Source organism: Eubacterium ruminantium, assembly GCF_900167085.1.
Lineage (GTDB): Bacteria > Bacillota > Clostridia > Lachnospirales > Lachnospiraceae > Eubacterium_Q > Eubacterium_Q ruminantium.
Map to the genome: position 1 here is coordinate 176,954 of NZ_FUXA01000004.1, position 19,465 is coordinate 196,418.

The window sequence follows — 19,465 nt, forward strand, 5'->3', positions numbered from 1 at the left end:
TCTTAGCGCAAAATCTCAATAAATTTTTTGAATGAATCCATCCCCTCCGGCGTCCTCTTAAACACCCCGGCGCACTCAAGCACCTTCGTGAATACATATCCTATTTCAGTCTGAAGCGCCTTATGAAGCGACTCTCTGTCACTTAAGATCTGAGGACTGTATTTGTGCAATACATCTGTAAGCCAGTCAACGTGCTTAGAGAGAGTTTCATTATTTGAAAGCTCCGATATAGGCTTTCCGCTTAATATGTGATCCTCAAGTTCTTCAACCTCTTTCTTAAGTCTGGCAGGAAGAACCGCAAGTCCCATGACCTCTATAAGTCCGATATTTTCCTTCTTGATATGATGATATTCGCTATGAGGATGATATACGCCCATAGGATGTTCATCTGTTGTAATATTGTTGCGGAGGGCGAGATCAAGAACGAATTTTCCGTCTTTCATTCGAGCTATAGGTGTTATGGTATTGTGAGGCACACCCTCTGTTTCCGCAAAGATAAATGCATCCTCATCTGTATATGAACGCCATGCAGAAAGTATTTTATCTGCTGCATTTACGATGTCTTCTGAAGATTCGGAACAAAGTCTTATGACTGAAAGAGGCCATTTGATATATCCGGCTTCCACAGATGGAAACTCACTCATGGTAAATTTATATTCATAATCGGCTTTTGCCATTGCAAATGTATAAGCGCCGCCCTGGAAATGATCGTGGGAAAGTATGGATCCTCCGACTATAGGAAGGTCGGCATTTGATCCCGCGGTATAGTGAGGGAACTGCTCAACAAATGAAATGAGCTTTTTAAATGTATCTTTATTTATGACCATAGGAATATGATTTTCATTAAGAATGATACAGTGCTCATTGTAATAAACATATGGAGAATACTGGAGGAAATAGTTTTCACCGGCAAGTACTATAGGAATTAGTCTATGATTCTGTCTTGCAGGATGTGAGAGGTGACCGCTGAATCCTTCATTTTCCTTACAAAGAAGGCATTTAGGATAGCCGGAAGCTTTAGCTTTTCCGGCTGCAGCGATATCTCTTGGATCCTTTTCAGGTTTAGAGAGGTTGATGGTTATATCGATATCGCCGTACTCTGTGGGAGTAATCCATTTTTCATCCTTTACAACACGACTTGTACGGATGTAATTGGTTGCCTTGCTGAATTTATAATAGAAATCTGTTGCCTCTTTTGAATTGTGAGCCATTTTTTCAGAAAATTTTTGACGGATAACCGATGGAGCGGGAGTGAGGCAGCCCATTATTTTTGTATCGAAGAGGTCCTTCTGATTTATGGTTGTAAGTGGGGCCAGATCTTCAACTGCCGCATAATCCAGGATGTCATCAAGAATGTCCTGAATAGGACGGATATTATCATTGTCTGTAACTTCCGGGTCTTCCACAAATGATGAAAGCCCTAAAGTAGCCATGACTGAATTAATAACATAAACTTTATCGGCTTCATCAATAAGATCATTTGCCATTCCGTATTTGATAAGTTCAGTTACCAGACTGTTTACATTATTCATAAATTTATTCCTCCTTATACTCGATACAATCATGTCTGGTTAGAAGAAATTAAGATGTGCTGTAGAACCTATATATTTCGTGCATTTTATCAGTCTGACCGACAGATTGTTTTGATTTTAGAAAAGTTTGATTCCGCCTACAGGGCGTATCTGGAGAATACTGCATGAGCCTTCTCCGAAAGTCTTGTCCATTTTTTCTTTATAAGTTGATACATAATCATTTTCCACAAATGCTGCTATAGTTCCTGCAAAACCGCCGCCGTGAACTCTTGCAACACCGTGATGGGAGTTGTCTTTATGAAGAAGGATATCGCTTATTGCAAGGGCTATGGAAACAGCCTGGTGGTCGATATCTCTGTTGGTATATACATTCTGAAGATACTTAAATGAAGAATCTCCCGATGCACTGACGGACTTAAGGAATCTGCTAAAATCGCCGTTTTTGAGCGCATTTACCTGTTCTTCAACACGGGCATTTTCGGTTATAAAATGAAGTGCTCTTAATGCTGCGCGGTCGCTTACCTTTTCTCTTATAAGAGAGATGTTGGCAAATATTTCTTCAGGTGAAACTTCGCGGAGATATTCTTTGCCGAATACAGCCGCTGCCTTCTTCATTTCCTCAGGAACAGCTGCATAATCAGGCGTAAGATTAACATGATCAGCCTTTGTGTCTGTGATGCAGAGAGAATAACCCTTTGAAGAAAGGTCAAAATCAACCTTCTCAACGATAGGTGTTGATGGATCCTTAAAATCAATGGTCACAAGACCACCTACGGAACTTGCCATCTGATCCATAAGTCCGCAAGGTTTTCCGAAATAAACATTTTCTGCATACTGGCCTATCTTGGCTATTTCGATAGGAGAAATCTCTCCGTTATTATAAAGTCCCGAAATGATGGTGCCGATCAGAGTTTCGAATGCAGCGGATGATGAAAGACCGGCTCCGATAAGTACATCGCTTGTAACATAAGCATTAAATCCGCCAATCTTAAATCCGCTTTTCTTAAGTCCAGCCAAGACACCTCTTATAAGAGACTCTGTTGTTCCTTCTTCGGAATCCTTTTTATCAAGATCGTTAATATTTATAGAAATGATTGAATCACTTGCACTTGACAGGAGTTTTACATTTTCTGCAGCCGACACAACAGCGATTGCGTCCTTATTTATAGAAGCGGCAAGTACTCTGCCGTGCTGATGGTCTGTATGATTTCCTCCAACTTCTGTTCTTCCGGGAGCACTGTAGATTTCAATGTCATCATCATGAAAGATATCATGAAAACGATCGATCGCAGTACAAAAACGCTCCTGTAGATATGGGATGAGAGAGCTATCCTTATAAATTTCAAGCAATACATTGTCGAGTGATTTGCTGATTATTTCCTCTTTAAGTTTGCAGTAGTTTGTCATTGTTAGTTCCTCCGAAATGTGATTTACAAATACAGTTTACTAAACAATATCATTAGTTTACTAAAATGTCAATTAATAAAATTAAATAATATATAAATCAAATCTTAATCTTTGAATATCGACTTTTTTAGTAACGGATGATACACTGTTTACTAAACATAAGTAAACGAAAACGCAATTTTTAACCTATCAACCATTATACACGAAAAAGGACAATCATGGCAACTATAAGACAAATTGCGGAGAAAGCGGGTGTATCACCGGCTACTGTCTCCAGAATACTCAATAATGACAGTACTCTGTCAGTTGCAGAGGAAACGAGAATCAGAGTTTTTTCGGTAGCAGAGGAACTTCATTATACTAAAAAAGGAAATAATGATAAGGCTGCATTTAAGATGGGTATCCTTCAGTGGTTTTCGGCTGAAGAAGAGCAGAGAGATGATTATTATCTTAAGGCAAGACAGGGCATAGAGGATTACTGCATACGTAATTCTATTTCCATCATAAGAGCCTACAGGTCGGATGCAAATTATAGGGAAGTTATCAGTTCTCTTGACGGACTTATATGTGTCGGCAAATTTAGTGTTAAAGAAACCAAAGAACTTCTTGAAAGCTGCAATAATGTTATTTTTGTTGATATGGCAGTTGACAGCAGAGATGTTTCTACTCTCACTATTGACTTCAGAACGGCTGCAAAAGAAGCGCTTTATTACCTTAAAGCTTTAGGACATGAGAAGATCGCTTATATAGGTGGTCTCGAATATGCTTCCGGCACAGAGGCTATAGAAGACAGTCGTAAGAAAGAATATCTTGCTTTCATGAAGAAGCATAAATTTTCAACAGAAGGACTTATTAGAGAAGATCAGTTCAGCACTGCATCGGGATATGAGATGATGAATAATATTCTTGATGAGAAAGTTTCGGTTACAGCTGTATTTGCTGCGAGTGATGCAATCGCATACGGAGTGCTGAGGTCTATCAAGGAACATAAAATGTCAGTTCCGAAGGATATTTCTGTTATAGGTATAAATGATTCGGAAATGAGCCGCTTTTCAGAACCTGCGCTCACTACGATGCATGCACCTGTTTATGAAATGGGTCAGCATAGTGCAAATCTTGTTTACGCAATGTCAAGGCTCAGTATTAAAACGCCGCTCAAGGCACATCTTTATTGTGAACTTGTTGAAAGAGAATCATGCGGCAAAGTAAAAAAATAATTAATTAAACTGATATATATACTAAAATGTGGGGCTTAAAAGTGATCAGGTATGAAAATTAGGAGGATATTATGAATATCGAAGAAACTATGAAAAAGCTTACACTTGAAGAGAAAGCCAAGCTTGTTGCAGGCAGGGATATGTGGAATACAGAGAAGATTGAAAGACTTGGGATTCCTTCAATAATGGTATCTGATGGCCCTCACGGACTCAGAAAGCAGAATCCGGCTGAAGGCAGTGACATGAATTATGGTGAGGGTGGAACCATTGATGCGGTTTGCTTCCCTGCTGCCTGTGCTACATCGGCTTCTTTTGATAGAGCGATGATGGAAGAAATGGGAAAAACCATCGGTGAAGAATGTCTTGCAGAAGATGTACAGGTTATACTTGGACCTGCAGTCAATATAAAGCGTTCACCACTTTGCGGTCGTAATTTTGAATATGTTTCTGAGGATCCGTATGTTGCAGGTGAACTTGCTGCTTCATTTATAAATGGTGTTCAGTCAAAGGGTGTCGGAACATCAATCAAGCATTTCGCAGCAAATAATCAGGAATTTGAGAGAATGTACGGTTCATCTGAAGTAGATGAGAGAACTCTCAGAGAGATTTATTTCCCTGCATTTGAGACAGCTGTTAAGAAGGCTGATCCATGGACATTTATGTGTTCATACAACAAGATCAACGGTGAATATTCAAGCGAGAGTAAATGGCTCCTTACAGATTTACTTCGTAAGGATTGGGGATATAAGGGCCTTGTTATGAGTGACTGGGCAGCTGTTTCCGACAGAGTTAAGGGCATCGCTGCAGGACTTGATCTTGAGATGCCGGGATGCCATGGTGTTAATGAAGAACTTATTATAAAGGCTGTTAAAGAAGGAAAGCTTAAGGAAAGCGCTCTTGATAAAGCAGTTAAAAATGTTCTTAAACTTGTTAAGAAAGCTCTTGCCGGAAGAATTGAGCCGGGAAGTAAAAAGTTTGATAGAGAGAGTGATCATCGTAAGGCAGTTGAGTTTGCAAGAAATTGCATTGTTATGCTTAAGAATGAAGGAGAAGCTCTTCCGCTTAGAAGAAATATCGGAAAGAGTGAAAGAGTTACATTCATCGGTGAGTTTGCAGAGAAGCCAAGATATCAGGGCGGCGGAAGCTCTCATATAAGCACATCAAGAATCGATTCTGCACTTGTTGTGGCAGAAAGATATGCTGAGAGATACGGAAATGTTGAATATGCAAAGGGATTCCCTGCTGACAAGGATGTAACTAAGGAAGAAGAAATAGAGAAGTATATTGATGAAGCTATCAGAGCTTCACAGAGTGCTGACAAGATCGTTGTATTTGCCGGACTTCCTGACAGCTTTGAATCTGAAGGATATGACAGAAATCATATGAAGCTTCCTGAAATCCAGAATAAAGTGATCGAAACGCTTCTTACACTTGATAAGCAGGTTATAGTTGTTCTTCATAACGGTTCACCCGTTGAGATGCCATGGGCAGATGAGGTATCAGCAATAGTTGAAGCCTATCTTGGCGGTGAAGGAATCGGTGAAGCAGTTGTCGATGTACTTTACGGTGCAGTCAATCCATCAGGAAGACTTGCTGAAAGTATTCCATACAGATATGAGGATAATCCAAGCTATCTGAATTTCCCTGGTCATTCTCATAAAGTTAATTATGCAGAGGGACTTTTCGTAGGATATAGATATTATGACAGCAAGGATATGGATGTTCGTTATCCATTTGGTCATGGTATATCATATACAACATTTGAATATAGTGATCTTAAGGTTATGTCTGATGCTAAGAATAATACAGCAGTTGTAACTGTAAATGTTAAGAATACAGGCTCTATGGAAGGTAAGGATGTTGTTCAGCTTTATGTAGCTGATAAGACAGGATTTGTAACAAGACCTTCACATGAACTTAAGGGATTTGAAAAGGTTGACCTTAAGGCCGGAGAGCAGAGAATGATAAGCTTCACTCTTGATAGCAGAGCATTCAGTTACTATGATGTTGACAGACATAGCTGGGAAGTTCCTGAAGGAAAGTTCGTTATCGAGATAGGTCATTCATCTAAGGATATCGTTCTTACAGAAGAGATTTCACTTGATGGAACGATCAAGAATATTCCATTCATCAGTAATGATGTTCAGCTCGGAGAACTTCTTGAATGTGATCTTACAAAAGATTATATTGTTAAAGCTATTGAAAAATACATTACTGCTTTCGGAATTGAGCAGGGTGAAAGCAATTCATCTGAAATGATGGCTGCCGTACTTAAATTCATGCCTCTCAGAGGATTAAGGAATTTTGGCGGCATTACCAATAAAGAGATTGATAAGATCGTTGAAAAGCTTAAGAAACTTGTAGGTCAGAATTAAGCTAATTTTATATCATAAATGGAATTAAGAGGGATACGTTCATTGATTATAAGAATGTATCCTTCTTCTTTTTTTATCTTTCCGACGGCACCGGTTATCTGTTCATAGTTAAAACAACCTTTGCCATTTTCATCCAGATAAGGAAGTCTGTAAATGATGGTTACTACATCGCCGGGATTCAGTGAATAAAGAAGCTGATTGATCTCTTCTTCTCTTTCAGGTGTAAGATCGTTGGTCGGAGCCGGAACTTTGATCCTTGCGGATAGAGATTTATTCAGACCGCGGAGCGCAGAAAAAGGCGCAAAAATCTTAGCCCGTTCCATAAGGTCCATTTTAGGATGATCTGCACTGAACTGATCATTATCATGAACCGGGCGTTCCTTATCGATTATATCCTTATATTTCCTTCTTGTTTCTTCTACGTCCATTGCGTTTATTATTTTCTCCTAAGCTTTGTGACCACCAATCTGACTGTTTCTATCCTTAGCAGTCGCGCCTTCCATAAGACTGGTTCCGCGGAGAACGGCATTATTTCCGAACTTTTTTCTGATGGAAAGCATGGCTTCCTGAAGATTCTTCTCTTCCTGCAATGCTTCAGGTGAAGTAAAGATGTCATATTGATACGAGCCTTCCTCTTCCGGAAGAACATTATTGGCTGATATATTAAGTCTTCTGACTGTAAGATTTTTGTTGATGATCTTATCAAAGAGATTCATGGCAGCTTCAGTTATGATTGAACCGGAAGACGTATGAGACCCCAGGCGTACTGTGCCGTGAGCCTGTTTCGGAATGCTCCTGCCGTATCTATCTGTATGGGTCTCGCCCTTATAAAATCCACTGTCAACGGATTCTCTGTCATATCCTATATCAACTCCGATACCGTCCGTTACAAGTCCTTTATCAACAAGGTCATATACCAGGGAATCAACCATTTCAAAGAAAACAATCCTTGCTTTATCAGCCGGATAAGGCGACTGAAGAACCTGACCGCTGCTTATACTGCGGTTGCCGGCTTTGTAATTCTTGATATTTTTCATGGTTGTCGGTTCGATACCCCAGGCGTGGTCAATCAGTATCTCTGCATCGATACCGAAAATGTTGTAGAGACGATTTTCATTTATAAGGCTCATTCTTGCAACATCGCCCATGGTGAACATGCCGTTTTCCATAAGCCTTTTTGCTGTGCCGGGACCTATGCGCCAGATGTCCGTAATAGGTGTATAGTTCCACATCTGTTCGCGGAAGGTCTGTTCATTCAGCTCGGCGATACGTACACCGTCTTTATCAGCCTGGCAGTGTTTTGCGACTATATCCATGGCAATCTTGGCAAGATAAAGATTCGTACCTATACCTGCAGTTGCAGTGATGCCGGTATTCTTGAGAACGTCCTTGATCATGCGCATGGTAAGTTCATGAGCGGTAAGGCCGTATAAAGTCAGATAATCCGTTACATCGATAAATACTTCATCTATGCTATATACATGCATATCTTCCGGAGCGATATATTTGAGATAAATGGCATAAATATCTGATGAAACCTTGAGATAACGGGCCATCTGTGGAGGAGCGATGATGAAATCCACCTTCTCTCCGGTAGTTCTTTCCACTTCGCGGAGCTTCTGCTTTGCTTCGAAAAGTCTGGCTCTTCCGGGGATTCCATAGGCTTTTAGGGCAGGAGAAACCGCAAGACAGATGGTTTTATCTGTCCTTGATTCATCTGCCACAAGCAGTTTAGTTGTGAGTGGATCCAGTCCGCGTTCACGGCATTCCACGGAAGCATAGAAGGATTTAAGATCTATGCAAATGTAGCATCTATTTTTATTTGTCTTTGAAAATTTCTCCATGATCGCACCTCGAACTTATATTCGATTATAACATATTGCAGATTTATATCAAGCATTCATAGCAAATTGAACAGTTTAATGAAGGGGAGATTTATGATAAAATACAGTTATAAGATTAATCAATAATTTTGGTTTTAAATTGTTCTTCAGACCGGTAATAAGTCTTAGACTTTGCCGGGGAACGATAGTTATATGTGGGGGAGGCATATGAAGAAAAGAATACCGGAAATGATAAGGAAGAAGATATGTATCCCATAACGATATTCAATCCGAAAAAGGTTGATAAAAAAGAACAGAAAAGACTGGAGAAGATATTTCGTAAGTATGATCTCGAATGGGATAATATAGAATTTAGCGGGACAGTCAGCGAGAAGAATCTGAAAAAGATATATGCTATTTGTGACGAAGAGGGGCTCAGACTTAAGATAAGAAATTCCCTCGGGCATAGGAGAACGGATTACAGAAGAAGATTCTTTTCTGAAAATAAAGGCGATATCGGCGGAAAATATATATGTGCATATTGCGGGAAATGGCTAAAAAAAGATAAGGTCGTGGTTGATCATCTTTATCCCGTTAAAAATGCATCCCAAAGTGTCGAGTATCAAAAGAAGCTTAGAAGGCACGGGATCAGAAATATAAACGACAATAAAAATCTTGTGGCCTCATGCGATAAATGTAACAGGAAAAAAGGTACCAAAGGCGGTTTGTGGATACTAAGAGGAAAGATAGGAAGACACAGAGCAGTATGGTTTATAAGATATTTTATAAGGTTTCTTATCATACTCTTCGGAGCGTACAGCCTATGGTATTTATATAGAGTTATAGCGGTTTTCTAGAAGTTTTAAAATGAATCATTTACATATGAATTACCCGGAAAAAGTTCGGGAGAAAGGGGAAGGTCCAAGCAAAAATGTTTGGATTATACAAAATGATATGGCAGAAGAAAGACCATTTGTTCCTTGGAAACTTATGAATGATTTTATTACAGATGCATTTAAGGGTTACGGAGTACCTGAGGAAGATGCAAAGATATGTGCGGATGTGCTTCTTGAGTCTGACAGAAGAGGCATAGAAAGTCATGGGTGCAACAGATTTAAACCTATTTATCTGGACAGGATAAAGAAGGGAACTCTGCTGCCGGTGACTAAGGTGGAAATAATCAAAGAAACCCCGACGACTGTAGTTATGGATGCCCATGATGGAATCGGCATGGTTGCAAGTTACCATATGATGAAGAAGCTTGTTGAAAAGGCGAAAACCTATGGAATGGCTGGGGGAGCGATCAGGAATTCGACTCATTACGGTATAGCCGGATACTGGACTACTATGGCCAGCGATGAAGGTCTGATAGGAATAACAGGTACAAATGCAAGACCATCCATCGCACCGACTTACGGTGTTGAAAATATGATGGGAACTAATCCGCTTACATTTTCTCTTCCGACGGATGAGGAATTTCCTTTCTGCCTTGACTGCGCAACTTCGATAGTTCAAAGAGGCAAGATAGAGTATTATGCAAGAGAAGGTAAGGAGAGCCCTGCGGGAACGGTTATTTCAGATCATGGCGAAGCTCTTACCGACAGTAAAGAAATACTGAAGGCCCTGGTTGACGGAACGGCGGCTCTTGCTCCTCTCGGTGGAATAGGCGATGAGCTTGCAGGCTATAAAGGATACGGCTATGCAGCGGTTGTTGAGATCCTTTCGGCTGCCCTTTCCGGAGGAGGATTTATGAAGGCTCTTTCCGGAGTTGATGAAAATGGAAAGCCTAAAATGTACGGGCTTGGCCACTTCTTCTTTGTGGTGGATCCGGATGCATTTATGGGACGAGAAGAATTTAAAAAGACGGCAGGCGAGATCTGTCGAGAACTAAGAAAATCCAAAAAGGCACCGGGGCATGACAGGATTTATACAGCAGGTGAAAAAGAGTATGAAACATGGGAATTCAGGAAAGATAAGGGGGTTCCGGTAGGTAGCGGAGTGCAGAAAGATATTATTTCTGTAAGAGATGAACTCGGTCTTGATTACAAATTTCCTTTTGAATAAATATTAAGATTTAATTAACGGTCGGCTTGATAGCCGGCCTTTTTTATGATATGATATTGTCGGCTGTTTGTAGGAGGAATACAGCTTTCGAAAAGTTAAAAACTTTAGCGCCAGGCTGATATAAGTCAGCTGACGAGGTGAAGGGTTATCGAGGTGATTTCGGCGGGTGCCCTTCCGGACCGCACAATACGTTAGCTTCATTACAAAAAGGGAGGCGACTCCTGAACAAAAGGTGGAGCAGTGCATAAAAACTGAACAAAGGATAGGTGATTTTATGTGCGGAATAATCGGATTTACAGGCGATAAGCCGGTGAAGAATATACTTATTAATGGACTTGAGCAGCTTGAATACAGAGGATACGACAGTGCCGGAATCGCTGTACTCGGAGATAAAGGAGTCATCATCAAGAAGAGAACCGGAAAGGTTGCACAGCTTAGAGAAGCTGCAATGGATCTTTCTGATGGTGCTTTATGCGGTATTGGTCATACAAGATGGGCTACTCATGGAGGAGTTACAGATGTAAATGCTCATCCTCATAAATCAGGAAAAGTTGTAATCATTCACAATGGTATCATTGAGAACTATAGAGAACTTATAGTTGAGTACGGTCTTAAGAATAAACTCGTTTCAGAGACAGATACAGAAGTTGTAGCTGCACTTCTTGATACACTTTATTCGGGAGATCCGATCAAGACTATCAAAAAAGCAGTTGAACGTATTTCAGGATCATTTGCACTTTGCATTATGTTCGAAGATCATCCGGGAGTAATCTACGCTGTAAGGAATGTCAGCCCAATGGTTGCCGCAACATTCGGAGATTGTTCTATGATCGCTTCTGATATTACAGCAATTATTCCTTATACAAAGAAATATTTTGTTGTACCGGAGTATCATATCCTTACAATCGATAAGGGAAATATCAAATGCGAAAACTTAAGCGGTGAAGTTATTGAACCTGAGATGCTTGAAGTCAGCTGGGATATCTCATCTGCTCAGAAGGGCGGATATCCTCATTTCATGCTTAAAGAGATTTATGAGCAGCCGGATGCTCTCGACAGAACAATCAGACCAAGAGTATCTGACGGACTTCCTTTCCTTGAGGAAGACGGAATCAGTGATTCATTATTTGATGGTATCAAGAATATCACTGTTGTTGCATGCGGTACTGCTATGCATGCCGGAATGGTCGGAAAGTATGTATTTGAGAGTAAACTCAGAATTCCTGTAAATGTTGAGATTGCATCTGAATTTAGGTATAAAGATCCGATAATTGATAAGAATACTCTTACTATTGTTCTTTCACAGTCAGGAGAGACAATTGATACACTTGAAGCATTAAGACTTGCTAAGAAGAAGGGAAGTCCTGTGCTTTCAATCGTAAATGTTAAGGGTTCAACTATAGCAAGAGAAAGTGATTATGTTTTATATACTCATGCCGGCCCTGAGATTGCCGTAGCAAGTACAAAGGCTTATACAGTACAGATCTCAGCGATGTATCTTATCGCTTGCAGATATGGACTTGTTAAGGGAATCATTTCAGAGGATGAGGCAAGAGAATTCATTAAAAATCTCGAGAATGTAAGAAGCATTATCGAGGACACTCTTAAGAATGCGAACACAATCAAGATGGTCGCCAATCGTATAATGATCTCACCTGATGTATTCTACATCGGAAGAGGAATCGATTATACTCTCTGTCTTGAGGCATCACTTAAACTTAAGGAAATATCATATATCCACTCTGAGGCATATGCAGCGGGAGAACTTAAGCATGGTACTATCGCGCTTATTTCTGAAAATGTTCCTGTTATAGCAATCGCTACAGAGAAGGATGTTTACAGTAAAGTTATTTCAAATGTCAAAGAGGTTAAATCAAGAGGCGCATTTGTTATTCTTGTAAGCCATGATGATGACATAAATGATACAAGTGTCTGCGATATGCAGATAAAGCTTCCTGAAGCAGATAGTGTATTTTCAGTATTTGCAACAGCTGTTGTGCTGCAGCTTATTGCATACTATACATCAGACGCTAAGGGATTAGACGTGGATAAGCCGAGAAATCTCGCAAAATCAGTAACAGTAGAGTAAAGGAATTAAAAATGAAACTTAAAAAATTTATAACTGTGGTACTTGCATTTTCATTAATACTTACATTAACAGCTTGCGGCAAGGACAATAAGATCAAGAAATACAGTACATATATCGAAAATCTTATAGCTGTAAATTATCTTGGAGCATCTGATGCTTATATCGAATCTACGGGAGCCAATAAGGAAGACGCAGAAGCGATGTATGCTCAGAATGTCGACAGACTCGCAATTGCTCTCAAGAATTATTACGGACTTGTTCTTACAGAAGATGATGAACTGTTTAAAGATCTTCATACCCTTGCTGAAATGGTTTACGGAAATGCAAAATATTCCGTTGATAAGACATATAAGAGCAGTGGTCATTATAAAGTTGATATAACTATTTATCCGATAGATATCATTACTCAGGCAGATCAGGATGCCAAAGCCTATGTAGAAAAATTCAACGAGAAAGTCGCAGCAGGTGAGTTCAATAATTACGATAAAGAGACTTATGAACATGAATTTGCTGAAGGATTGGTTGATATCCTTAAAGATGCGGCAAAGAATATGACTTATCGTGATCCTCAGACGATCACAGTCACAATTGTTGAAGATGGCGATACATTTTATATAAGTAATGAAGACTTTATAAAGATTGATGATGCTATGGTTGCAGGCAGTACTGCTGTAGAATCAACAGAATCAGAGACAACGGAGTCTGAAAGCACAAGTGAATAATTTTTTAATGTGACTATATAAATTCTTTGTGCTATACTGTTTAGCGTATAGTTGATTATATCATTTTTTATATAATTATATCTATCACCCAGGTGATATGAAAGGAGTTTACGAGATGGAATTTAAGACAGTATCTTTCGGTGGATATGATAAGAAGGCAGTTGACACTTATATCGAGGAATCTGAAGCAAACTATACTAAGGAGATTGAGGAATACAAAGCTAAAGCTGAAAAGCTTGGAGATACAGTAAAGAGCCTCCAGACAATGAGAGACGTTAATATGAACGAATCAAAGGAGACTATCGATAACCTTAAGTCAGTTAATGAGAATCTTCAGAATGAGCTTACACGTTTAAAGGAAGAACTCGAGACATATAAGAAGAAGGAAGGCGAGTCAGCAGCCAGATATGAGTCTATTTCCAGAACTCTTCTTGCAGCTCAGGAATCTGCAGCTGCTCAGATACAGAGCACAAATGATCAGTGTGAAGCAAGACTTGCTGAGACTACAGCACAGTGTCAGCAGATGATTGAAGAGACAACAGCACAGTGCGAAAGCCTTAAGGCTTCAACTGAAGCTGAGTGCGAACAGCTTAGATCAGAAACAGAGAACAATTGTGCAAATAAGAAATATGCAACAGAAGCTTATTGCGAAGACCTTACAAAGAAGACAGAAGAAGAAGTAAATGAGCTTAAGACTCGTACAGAACAGGAAGCAAACGAACTTAAGACTCGTACAGAACAGGAAGCAGAGAACCTTAAGAATGTTACAGAGGTTAACTGTGCTAATCTTCTTGAAGAAACAACAAAGCAGTGTGATGAGAAGAAAGCTGCTACACGTGAGGAAGTACTTCAGACAAGAACAACAGTTAAGCGTGAGTGTGAAAGCATCAGCGAGTTCATCGCTCAGCTTATGGAATCTGTTAAGAAAGTTTCTGAAGCATGTGAAGAGACAAAGGCTTATGCAGACAGCGCATTTGGGGATGTAAGCGGCCGCTCATAAGTATAAAATCTTTGCATAAATGTAATTTATTATTCGGTGTAAAGGCGGATATATCTGCTCCACCACTATTTTCAAGGTAGTGGTGGAGTTTTTCAGCAATAGAATTTTTGGGGTGTCTAATATTCATGAAGGGGGTGTTCATGCGTGAATTCGGAATATGGGTATATTTCACATGCTCTGAATAAGGAGAAACTTGTGGTTATAGTCCAGAAGGTCAGTTTTTCGGGGTTTTCCATAAGACGTAAGATCGAATTTGTGTCGGATAATGCCGACTTATTTGGTATGAACACTAGCGCCATGAAGAACGGACTGCGCCTGCCGGTTGATTATATTCATCCGGAAGACAGAGATGATTTTGAAAATGCTCTTCATATGGCAACAAAGAGCGGTTCTGATTTTATTTATTGCTGTAGAGTTGTCGGAGATGACGGAAAGATCTATAAGGTAGAGATAGATGTTTCATTTATTTCCAAGGGTGAAACTGAGTCTGTAGTTGAGTTTATATATAGAGATGCTGAAAGAATCGTTGCAGAGCAGACTGTTAGTATTCCTGACGAAGACGATGATGACGAGGAAGTGAAGAAGGTCGTAAATGATGAGGCCAGAATTTTGGATATTCTCATACGTAATGATCTTGCCGGATTTTTCCAGAATGTGTCATCGGCATTTGATATATATTCAAGCATAGTTGATAACAGAGGTCGTATACTTACGAGACCTATCGGTCCGGAAGGCTATCTCGGGGATTTCTATGATCTTTTTGAAAGAACTCAGTATAAGGACTTTTTCAACGAGATTAAAAGGCAGATCACAGAGAAGAATGAACCATTCATAATGGATATGTCGGAATGTCATCCGGGAAGCAGCATTTCAGCAGCGCCTGTATATGTTGAAGGTCGTCATGTTGCGACATGGCTCCTTTGCGCATATGATGAAACTCAGTCCAAGGTGCTCCGGAAGATATACAAAAGGCAGTGGGATATAGCTGAAAATGTTACTACCTATGTGGACAACATAAATGCTAATTCTAATAAGGCATTAAAGCTCAAAAAGCTGGAAGAAGATATAGAGAGAAGGATACATCAGAAGGAAATAATCTCTGATGCTATCATGGAGCTTTCAAGAGGAATAACCGGAGTCGGTAATCTATTTAAAGCTGCCGGAAAAGAATTAAATCTTGACTACATTATAATGTTTGGACTCATGTCTATGGATTCAAACGTATTTGAATATAAAAAAGGCTGGTTCAAGAATACTCGTGACAGAGATATCATGGGAACGACATGGACTGCCGGAAGATATGAAGATCAAGGCAAGATCATTCGTGAAAACGGTGCCCTTGTTATTGATCACAATAATATGACTAACAGGATCAGAGTAGGAATATTCAGAGGTAAAGTCAGAGCCGTAATGATATTTCCTGTGATCATAGATGGTATTACAGTCGCATATGTTTCATTTTGCGAGAATACCAGAGAGAGAGTCTGGACAGAAAATGAGATAGAATTTGCGAAGGAAGTAAGCTGTGTTGTTGCCAGAATAATCAAGTTTACAGATGTTGAAGAAACATCCGACATGGCCAACAAGACACTGCTTGAACTTTTCAATTACCTCCATGCAGGTATATATGTTAAAGATGATAAGACGGGTAAGGTTCTGTTCTCCAACAGAACGTTAAACGAATTAATTGGATATGATTTTACGGGTAAGGATAGTGCTATCCTGATACCGCCAACCGGTGGTGTTACCGGATATCCGGATAGTCACAATCAGGATAATGTGACTAATTGGCGGAAATATATTGATTCTCTGGTTAAAATCGTAGATGTTACAGAGATCAAGATTAAATGGCTCAGAGGTGAGCCGGCAACGGTCTATATTGTCAGACCGGTTGAAAATTAGCAGGAAGGAAAAGAAAAATGGCAAGTACAGATATTGGAATTGATCTCGGAACAGCGAGTATACTTGTGTATGTTAAAGGTAAGGGGGTTGTTCTGAACGAGCCTTCCGTAGTTGCTTATGACAGAGATACGGATAAAATAGTTGAGATTGGCGAGGAAGCAAGACTTATGCTGGGAAGAACACCCGGTAATATAGTTGCGATCAGACCACTCAGACATGGCGTTATTTCAGACTATACTACAACAGAAAAGATGCTTAAATACTTTATACGTAAGGCCGTCGGACGAAATCTTTTCGGAAGAAGACCATGTATAAGTGTTTGTGTGCCTTCCGGTGTAACTGAAGTTGAGAAGAGAGCTGTGGAAACAGCTACATATAATGCAGGTGCAAGAGATGTTACTATCATTGAAGAACCTGTTGCTGCAGCTATAGGTGCAGGTATCGATATTATGAGACCTTGCGGTAATCTTATAGTTGATATCGGTGGTGGTACAACCGATATAGCAGTTATTTCCCTTGGAGGAACAGTTGTAAGTTCTTCTATAAAGGTTGCCGGTGATGATTTTGATGATGCGATAATACGTTTCATGAAGAAGAGATTTAATCTTCTTATCGGTGATCGTACAGCTGAAGAGATTAAGATAAATATCGGTACATGTTATAAGAGACCTGAGAATATTTCTATGGATGTAAGAGGAAGAAATATGGTTTCAGGCCTTCCAAAAACTGTTACTGTTGCTTCTGATGATATTGAAGAAGCTCTTAGAGAAACTACAGGTCAGATTGTTGAAGCTATTAAGGGAGTTCTTGAGAGAACACCACCTGAACTTGCTGCTGATATTTCAGACAGAGGTGTTGTTCTTACCGGTGGAGGTGCACTTCTTCACGGTCTTGAAGAACTTATTGAAGAGAAAACCGGTATAACTACTATGACAGCGGAAGACCCAATGTCAGCAGTGGCTATAGGTACCGGAAAGTATGTTGAATATTTCAACGGAAATGTATAAATGATTACTTTGCACCGCCATGGGAAGTTTTGGCGGTGCTGTCTTTTGGAGAATATTAAATGATCAGAGAAGGCTATATAGAAAAAATCATATTTAGAAATGAAGAAAATGGATATGCAGTCTTTAATGTAGAAACTGTTGAAGGGGATGAGATATTTGTCGGAACCCTTCCTCAGGGCGGAGAGGGCATGTTTATTTCTGCTGAAGGTGAATATGTTCATCATCCTCAATATGATATTCAGTTTAAATTTACTTCCTGTGAGATAAGATTTCCGGAGGACATTAATGGTATAGAGAAGTATCTTGCTTCCGGTATTGTAAAAGGAATTGGCGAAGTTACAGCCAAAAGACTTATACAGAAATTCGGAACAGATATACTTAGGATTATGGATGAGGAGCCGGAAAGATTGGCCGAGATAAAGGGCATTTCCATGGCAAAGGCAAGAAAGATCGCTGAGTCTTATTCGATGAACAGAAAGTTCCAGGAAGTTATTATTTTCCTGGCACAGTATAATATCAGCATAAATCTTGCGATGAAGATCTATAATGAATACGGCGATACCATTTATTCGGTTATTGCAAATAATCCTTATAAGATCGCAGAAGATATTCCCGGAGTGGGATTTAAAACTGCGGATGATATAGCGAGAAAGGTTGGTATTCCGGATGATTCGGAATTCAGAATAAGATCAGCTATACTTTATGCTTTGGGACAGGCGATGAGTATGGGGCATATGTATCTTCCGAGAAATATCCTTGTAAATGAAGTGCGAGGACTGCTTAATCTTTATGTAGATATTCCGGATGATATTATACATGACCAGATTGAAGTGCTTCATGTCGAAAGAGAGATATTTGTTGAAATGAATACTGCCGAGGATAATGAAGAAGAACCGGCAGTTTATACTACATATAATTATTACATAGAAAAGAACAGTGCAAGGATGATCACTGATCTTAGAGTCAGCTATGAGATTGCTGATGATGAATTTGAAAAAGCTCTAAACCGAGTTGAAAATTATCAGAAAATAAAGTTTGATGATAAGCAGGTTGAAGCTATCAAAAGTGCAGTCTGCAATGGCGTTGCTGTCGTTACAGGCGGTCCCGGAACAGGTAAGACCACGATTACTAAAGCCATCATTGAATATTTTATTTATAGTGGGATGACAGTCAAACTTGCTGCACCTACAGGAAGGGCGGCGAAGAGGATTACCGAAGCCACAGGCTATAAGGCTGTAACGGTTCATAGACTTCTTGAATTTGTTGGAGAACCCGGCGAAGCAGAGAATACAAAAGGGCTTAAATTTGGAAGAAATAAGGAGAATCCTATAGAAGCTGATGCTATACTTGTTGATGAGGCTTCAATGTTAGACAGCATTTTATTCTGCTCACTCCTTGCAGCTATAGATGACGGAACGCGACTTATTCTGATAGGAGATACAGACCAGCTCCCTCCGGTTGGAGCAGGAAATGTTTTAAGAGATATAATCGACAGCGGATGCTTCCCTGTTACTGAACTTGAAATGATATTCAGACAGTCAGCTGAGAGCAGGATTGTAGAAAATGCTCACAAGATAAAAGTTGGAGAATATATTTCAATAGATAATAAGAATAATGATTTCTTCCTTATTCCGAGAAATACACCGGAGCAGATCATAAATGAGATCAATAAACTTGTCACAACGAGCATACCGGATTTCCTGAAAATAGGTTCTGAAGATATTCAGGTTCTGACACCTATGAGAAAATACGAGCTGGGCGTTGAGAATCTCAATAAAAGATTGCAGCAGACACTTAATCCTGCGGGCAAGGGGAAGAAGGAGAAAGAAAAGGCCGGAATCATTTACAGAGAAGGCGATAAGGTCATGCAGATACGCAATAACTATAAGCTGGAGTGGCGTATCTATGATGATGACTCTAATATTGAAGAAGAGGGCATCGGTGTATTTAACGGCGATACAGGTGTCATTACTGAGATAAATGAAATAGAAGAAGAATTAGTAGTTACATTTGATGATAAAAGAGTTATAGTATATCCATTTTCAATGTTGGACGAGATAGAGCATGCATTCGCCGTCACCGTCCATAAATCCCAGGGTAGTGAGTATCCTGCGGTTATTTTCCCGATATTCAATGGAAATTGGAAGTTGCTTAACAGAAATCTTCTTTATACAGCTATAACAAGAGCCAAGAGAATGGTAATAGTTGTTGGAAATCTTCAGATGTTAAACAGGATGATAGATAATATTTCCGAGTTGAAAAGATTTACTAAGTTTTCCGACAGAATAAAGGAATTTGCATAAGTACCTTTCAAATAGGCTTAAATA

At 39.6% G+C, this 19,465-nt stretch carries 14 protein-coding genes; 10 read left to right on the plus strand and 4 right to left on the minus strand.

All coding sequences use genetic code 11. The annotated features are described in order from the left end of the window. Positions 1-2: 2 nt before the first annotated feature. Together B5D25_RS02195 and B5D25_RS02200 are read right to left on the minus strand one after the other, a co-directional pair. A complete protein-coding gene (locus B5D25_RS02195; protein WP_078786116.1) occupies positions 3-1,532 on the minus strand; it encodes a UDP-glucose--hexose-1-phosphate uridylyltransferase in 1,530 nt (509 codons plus the stop codon). Between the two features lie 117 nt (positions 1,533-1,649). Then, positions 1,650-2,939 (minus strand): galactokinase, encoded by a 1,290-nt coding sequence (locus tag B5D25_RS02200; RefSeq protein WP_078786117.1) that lies wholly within the window; start codon positions 2,937-2,939, stop codon positions 1,650-1,652. 218 nt (positions 2,940-3,157) lie between these two features. Here B5D25_RS02200 and B5D25_RS02205 point away from each other — a divergent pair, with 218 nt between their 5' ends. Then, entirely contained in the window at positions 3,158-4,156 is a 999-nt protein-coding gene (locus B5D25_RS02205) for a LacI family DNA-binding transcriptional regulator (RefSeq protein WP_078786118.1), read from the plus strand. Positions 4,157-4,227: 71 nt separating this feature from the next. Next, positions 4,228-6,531 carry a beta-glucosidase gene (locus B5D25_RS02210; RefSeq protein ID WP_078786119.1) on the plus strand — a complete coding sequence of 768 codons (2,304 nt, stop codon included), beginning with the start codon at positions 4,228-4,230 and terminating at the stop codon, positions 6,529-6,531. On the opposite strand, the gene B5D25_RS02215 is transcribed toward B5D25_RS02210, so the two are convergent. Beyond that, positions 6,528-6,959 (minus strand): hypothetical protein, encoded by a 432-nt coding sequence (locus tag B5D25_RS02215; protein WP_078786120.1) that lies wholly within the window; start codon positions 6,957-6,959, stop codon positions 6,528-6,530. The genes B5D25_RS02210 and B5D25_RS02215 overlap by 4 nt on opposite strands. Positions 6,960-6,977: 18 nt before the next feature. After that, on the minus strand, positions 6,978-8,375 hold the full coding sequence (locus B5D25_RS02220; protein WP_078786121.1) for a Y-family DNA polymerase: 1,398 nt from the start codon (positions 8,373-8,375) through the stop codon (positions 6,978-6,980). Positions 8,376-8,569: 194 nt separating this feature from the next. On the opposite strand from B5D25_RS02220, the gene B5D25_RS02225 reads away from it, so the two are divergent. From B5D25_RS02225 to recD2, 8 genes are all read left to right on the plus strand, one after another. Further along, positions 8,570-9,211 (plus strand): HNH endonuclease, encoded by a 642-nt coding sequence (locus B5D25_RS02225; RefSeq protein ID WP_078786122.1) that lies wholly within the window; start codon positions 8,570-8,572, stop codon positions 9,209-9,211. Positions 9,212-9,221: 10 nt separating this feature from the next. Then, complete coding sequence (locus B5D25_RS02230; protein WP_341465067.1) at positions 9,222-10,418, plus strand: Ldh family oxidoreductase; 1,197 nt, start codon at positions 9,222-9,224, stop codon at positions 10,416-10,418. Between the two features lie 274 nt (positions 10,419-10,692). Further along, positions 10,693-12,507, plus strand: a complete 1,815-nt coding sequence (gene glmS / locus B5D25_RS02235; protein WP_078786246.1) for a glutamine--fructose-6-phosphate transaminase (isomerizing) — start codon at positions 10,693-10,695, stop codon at positions 12,505-12,507. Between the two features lie 11 nt (positions 12,508-12,518). After that, a complete protein-coding gene (locus B5D25_RS02240) occupies positions 12,519-13,229 on the plus strand; it encodes a hypothetical protein (protein ID WP_078786123.1) in 711 nt (236 codons plus the stop codon). 115 nt (positions 13,230-13,344) lie between these two features. Beyond that, positions 13,345-14,229: a coiled-coil domain-containing protein gene (locus B5D25_RS02245; RefSeq protein WP_078786124.1), complete on the plus strand. Its 885-nt coding sequence runs from the start codon at positions 13,345-13,347 to the stop codon at positions 14,227-14,229. A 144-nt stretch (positions 14,230-14,373) separates the two neighbouring features. Next, a complete protein-coding gene (locus B5D25_RS02250) occupies positions 14,374-16,131 on the plus strand; it encodes a PocR ligand-binding domain-containing protein (protein WP_078786125.1) in 1,758 nt (585 codons plus the stop codon). 17 nt (positions 16,132-16,148) lie between these two features. Beyond that, positions 16,149-17,138 carry a rod shape-determining protein gene (gene mreB / locus B5D25_RS02255; protein WP_078786126.1) on the plus strand — a complete coding sequence of 330 codons (990 nt, stop codon included), beginning with the start codon at positions 16,149-16,151 and terminating at the stop codon, positions 17,136-17,138. Between the two features lie 59 nt (positions 17,139-17,197). Next, a complete protein-coding gene (gene recD2, locus B5D25_RS02260) occupies positions 17,198-19,441 on the plus strand; it encodes an SF1B family DNA helicase RecD2 (RefSeq protein ID WP_078786127.1) in 2,244 nt (747 codons plus the stop codon). Positions 19,442-19,465: the final 24 nt, after the last annotated feature.

Coding starts and splice junctions, on each gene's coding strand:
- B5D25_RS02220 (WP_078786121.1), bottom strand. CDS start 8,375: ATGGAGAAATTTTCAAAGACAAATAAAAATAGATGCTACATTTGCATA.
- B5D25_RS02245 (WP_078786124.1), top strand. CDS start 13,345: ATGGAATTTAAGACAGTATCTTTCGGTGGATATGATAAGAAGGCAGTT.
- glmS (WP_078786246.1), top strand. CDS start 10,693: ATGTGCGGAATAATCGGATTTACAGGCGATAAGCCGGTGAAGAATATA.
- B5D25_RS02205 (WP_078786118.1), top strand. CDS start 3,158: ATGGCAACTATAAGACAAATTGCGGAGAAAGCGGGTGTATCACCGGCT.
- B5D25_RS02210 (WP_078786119.1), top strand. CDS start 4,228: ATGAATATCGAAGAAACTATGAAAAAGCTTACACTTGAAGAGAAAGCC.
- B5D25_RS02215 (WP_078786120.1), bottom strand. CDS start 6,959: ATGGACGTAGAAGAAACAAGAAGGAAATATAAGGATATAATCGATAAG.
- B5D25_RS02230 (WP_341465067.1), top strand. CDS start 9,222: ATGAATCATTTACATATGAATTACCCGGAAAAAGTTCGGGAGAAAGGG.
- B5D25_RS02195 (WP_078786116.1), bottom strand. CDS start 1,532: ATGAATAATGTAAACAGTCTGGTAACTGAACTTATCAAATACGGAATG.
- mreB (WP_078786126.1), top strand. CDS start 16,149: ATGGCAAGTACAGATATTGGAATTGATCTCGGAACAGCGAGTATACTT.
- recD2 (WP_078786127.1), top strand. CDS start 17,198: ATGATCAGAGAAGGCTATATAGAAAAAATCATATTTAGAAATGAAGAA.
- B5D25_RS02240 (WP_078786123.1), top strand. CDS start 12,519: ATGAAACTTAAAAAATTTATAACTGTGGTACTTGCATTTTCATTAATA.
- B5D25_RS02200 (WP_078786117.1), bottom strand. CDS start 2,939: ATGACAAACTACTGCAAACTTAAAGAGGAAATAATCAGCAAATCACTC.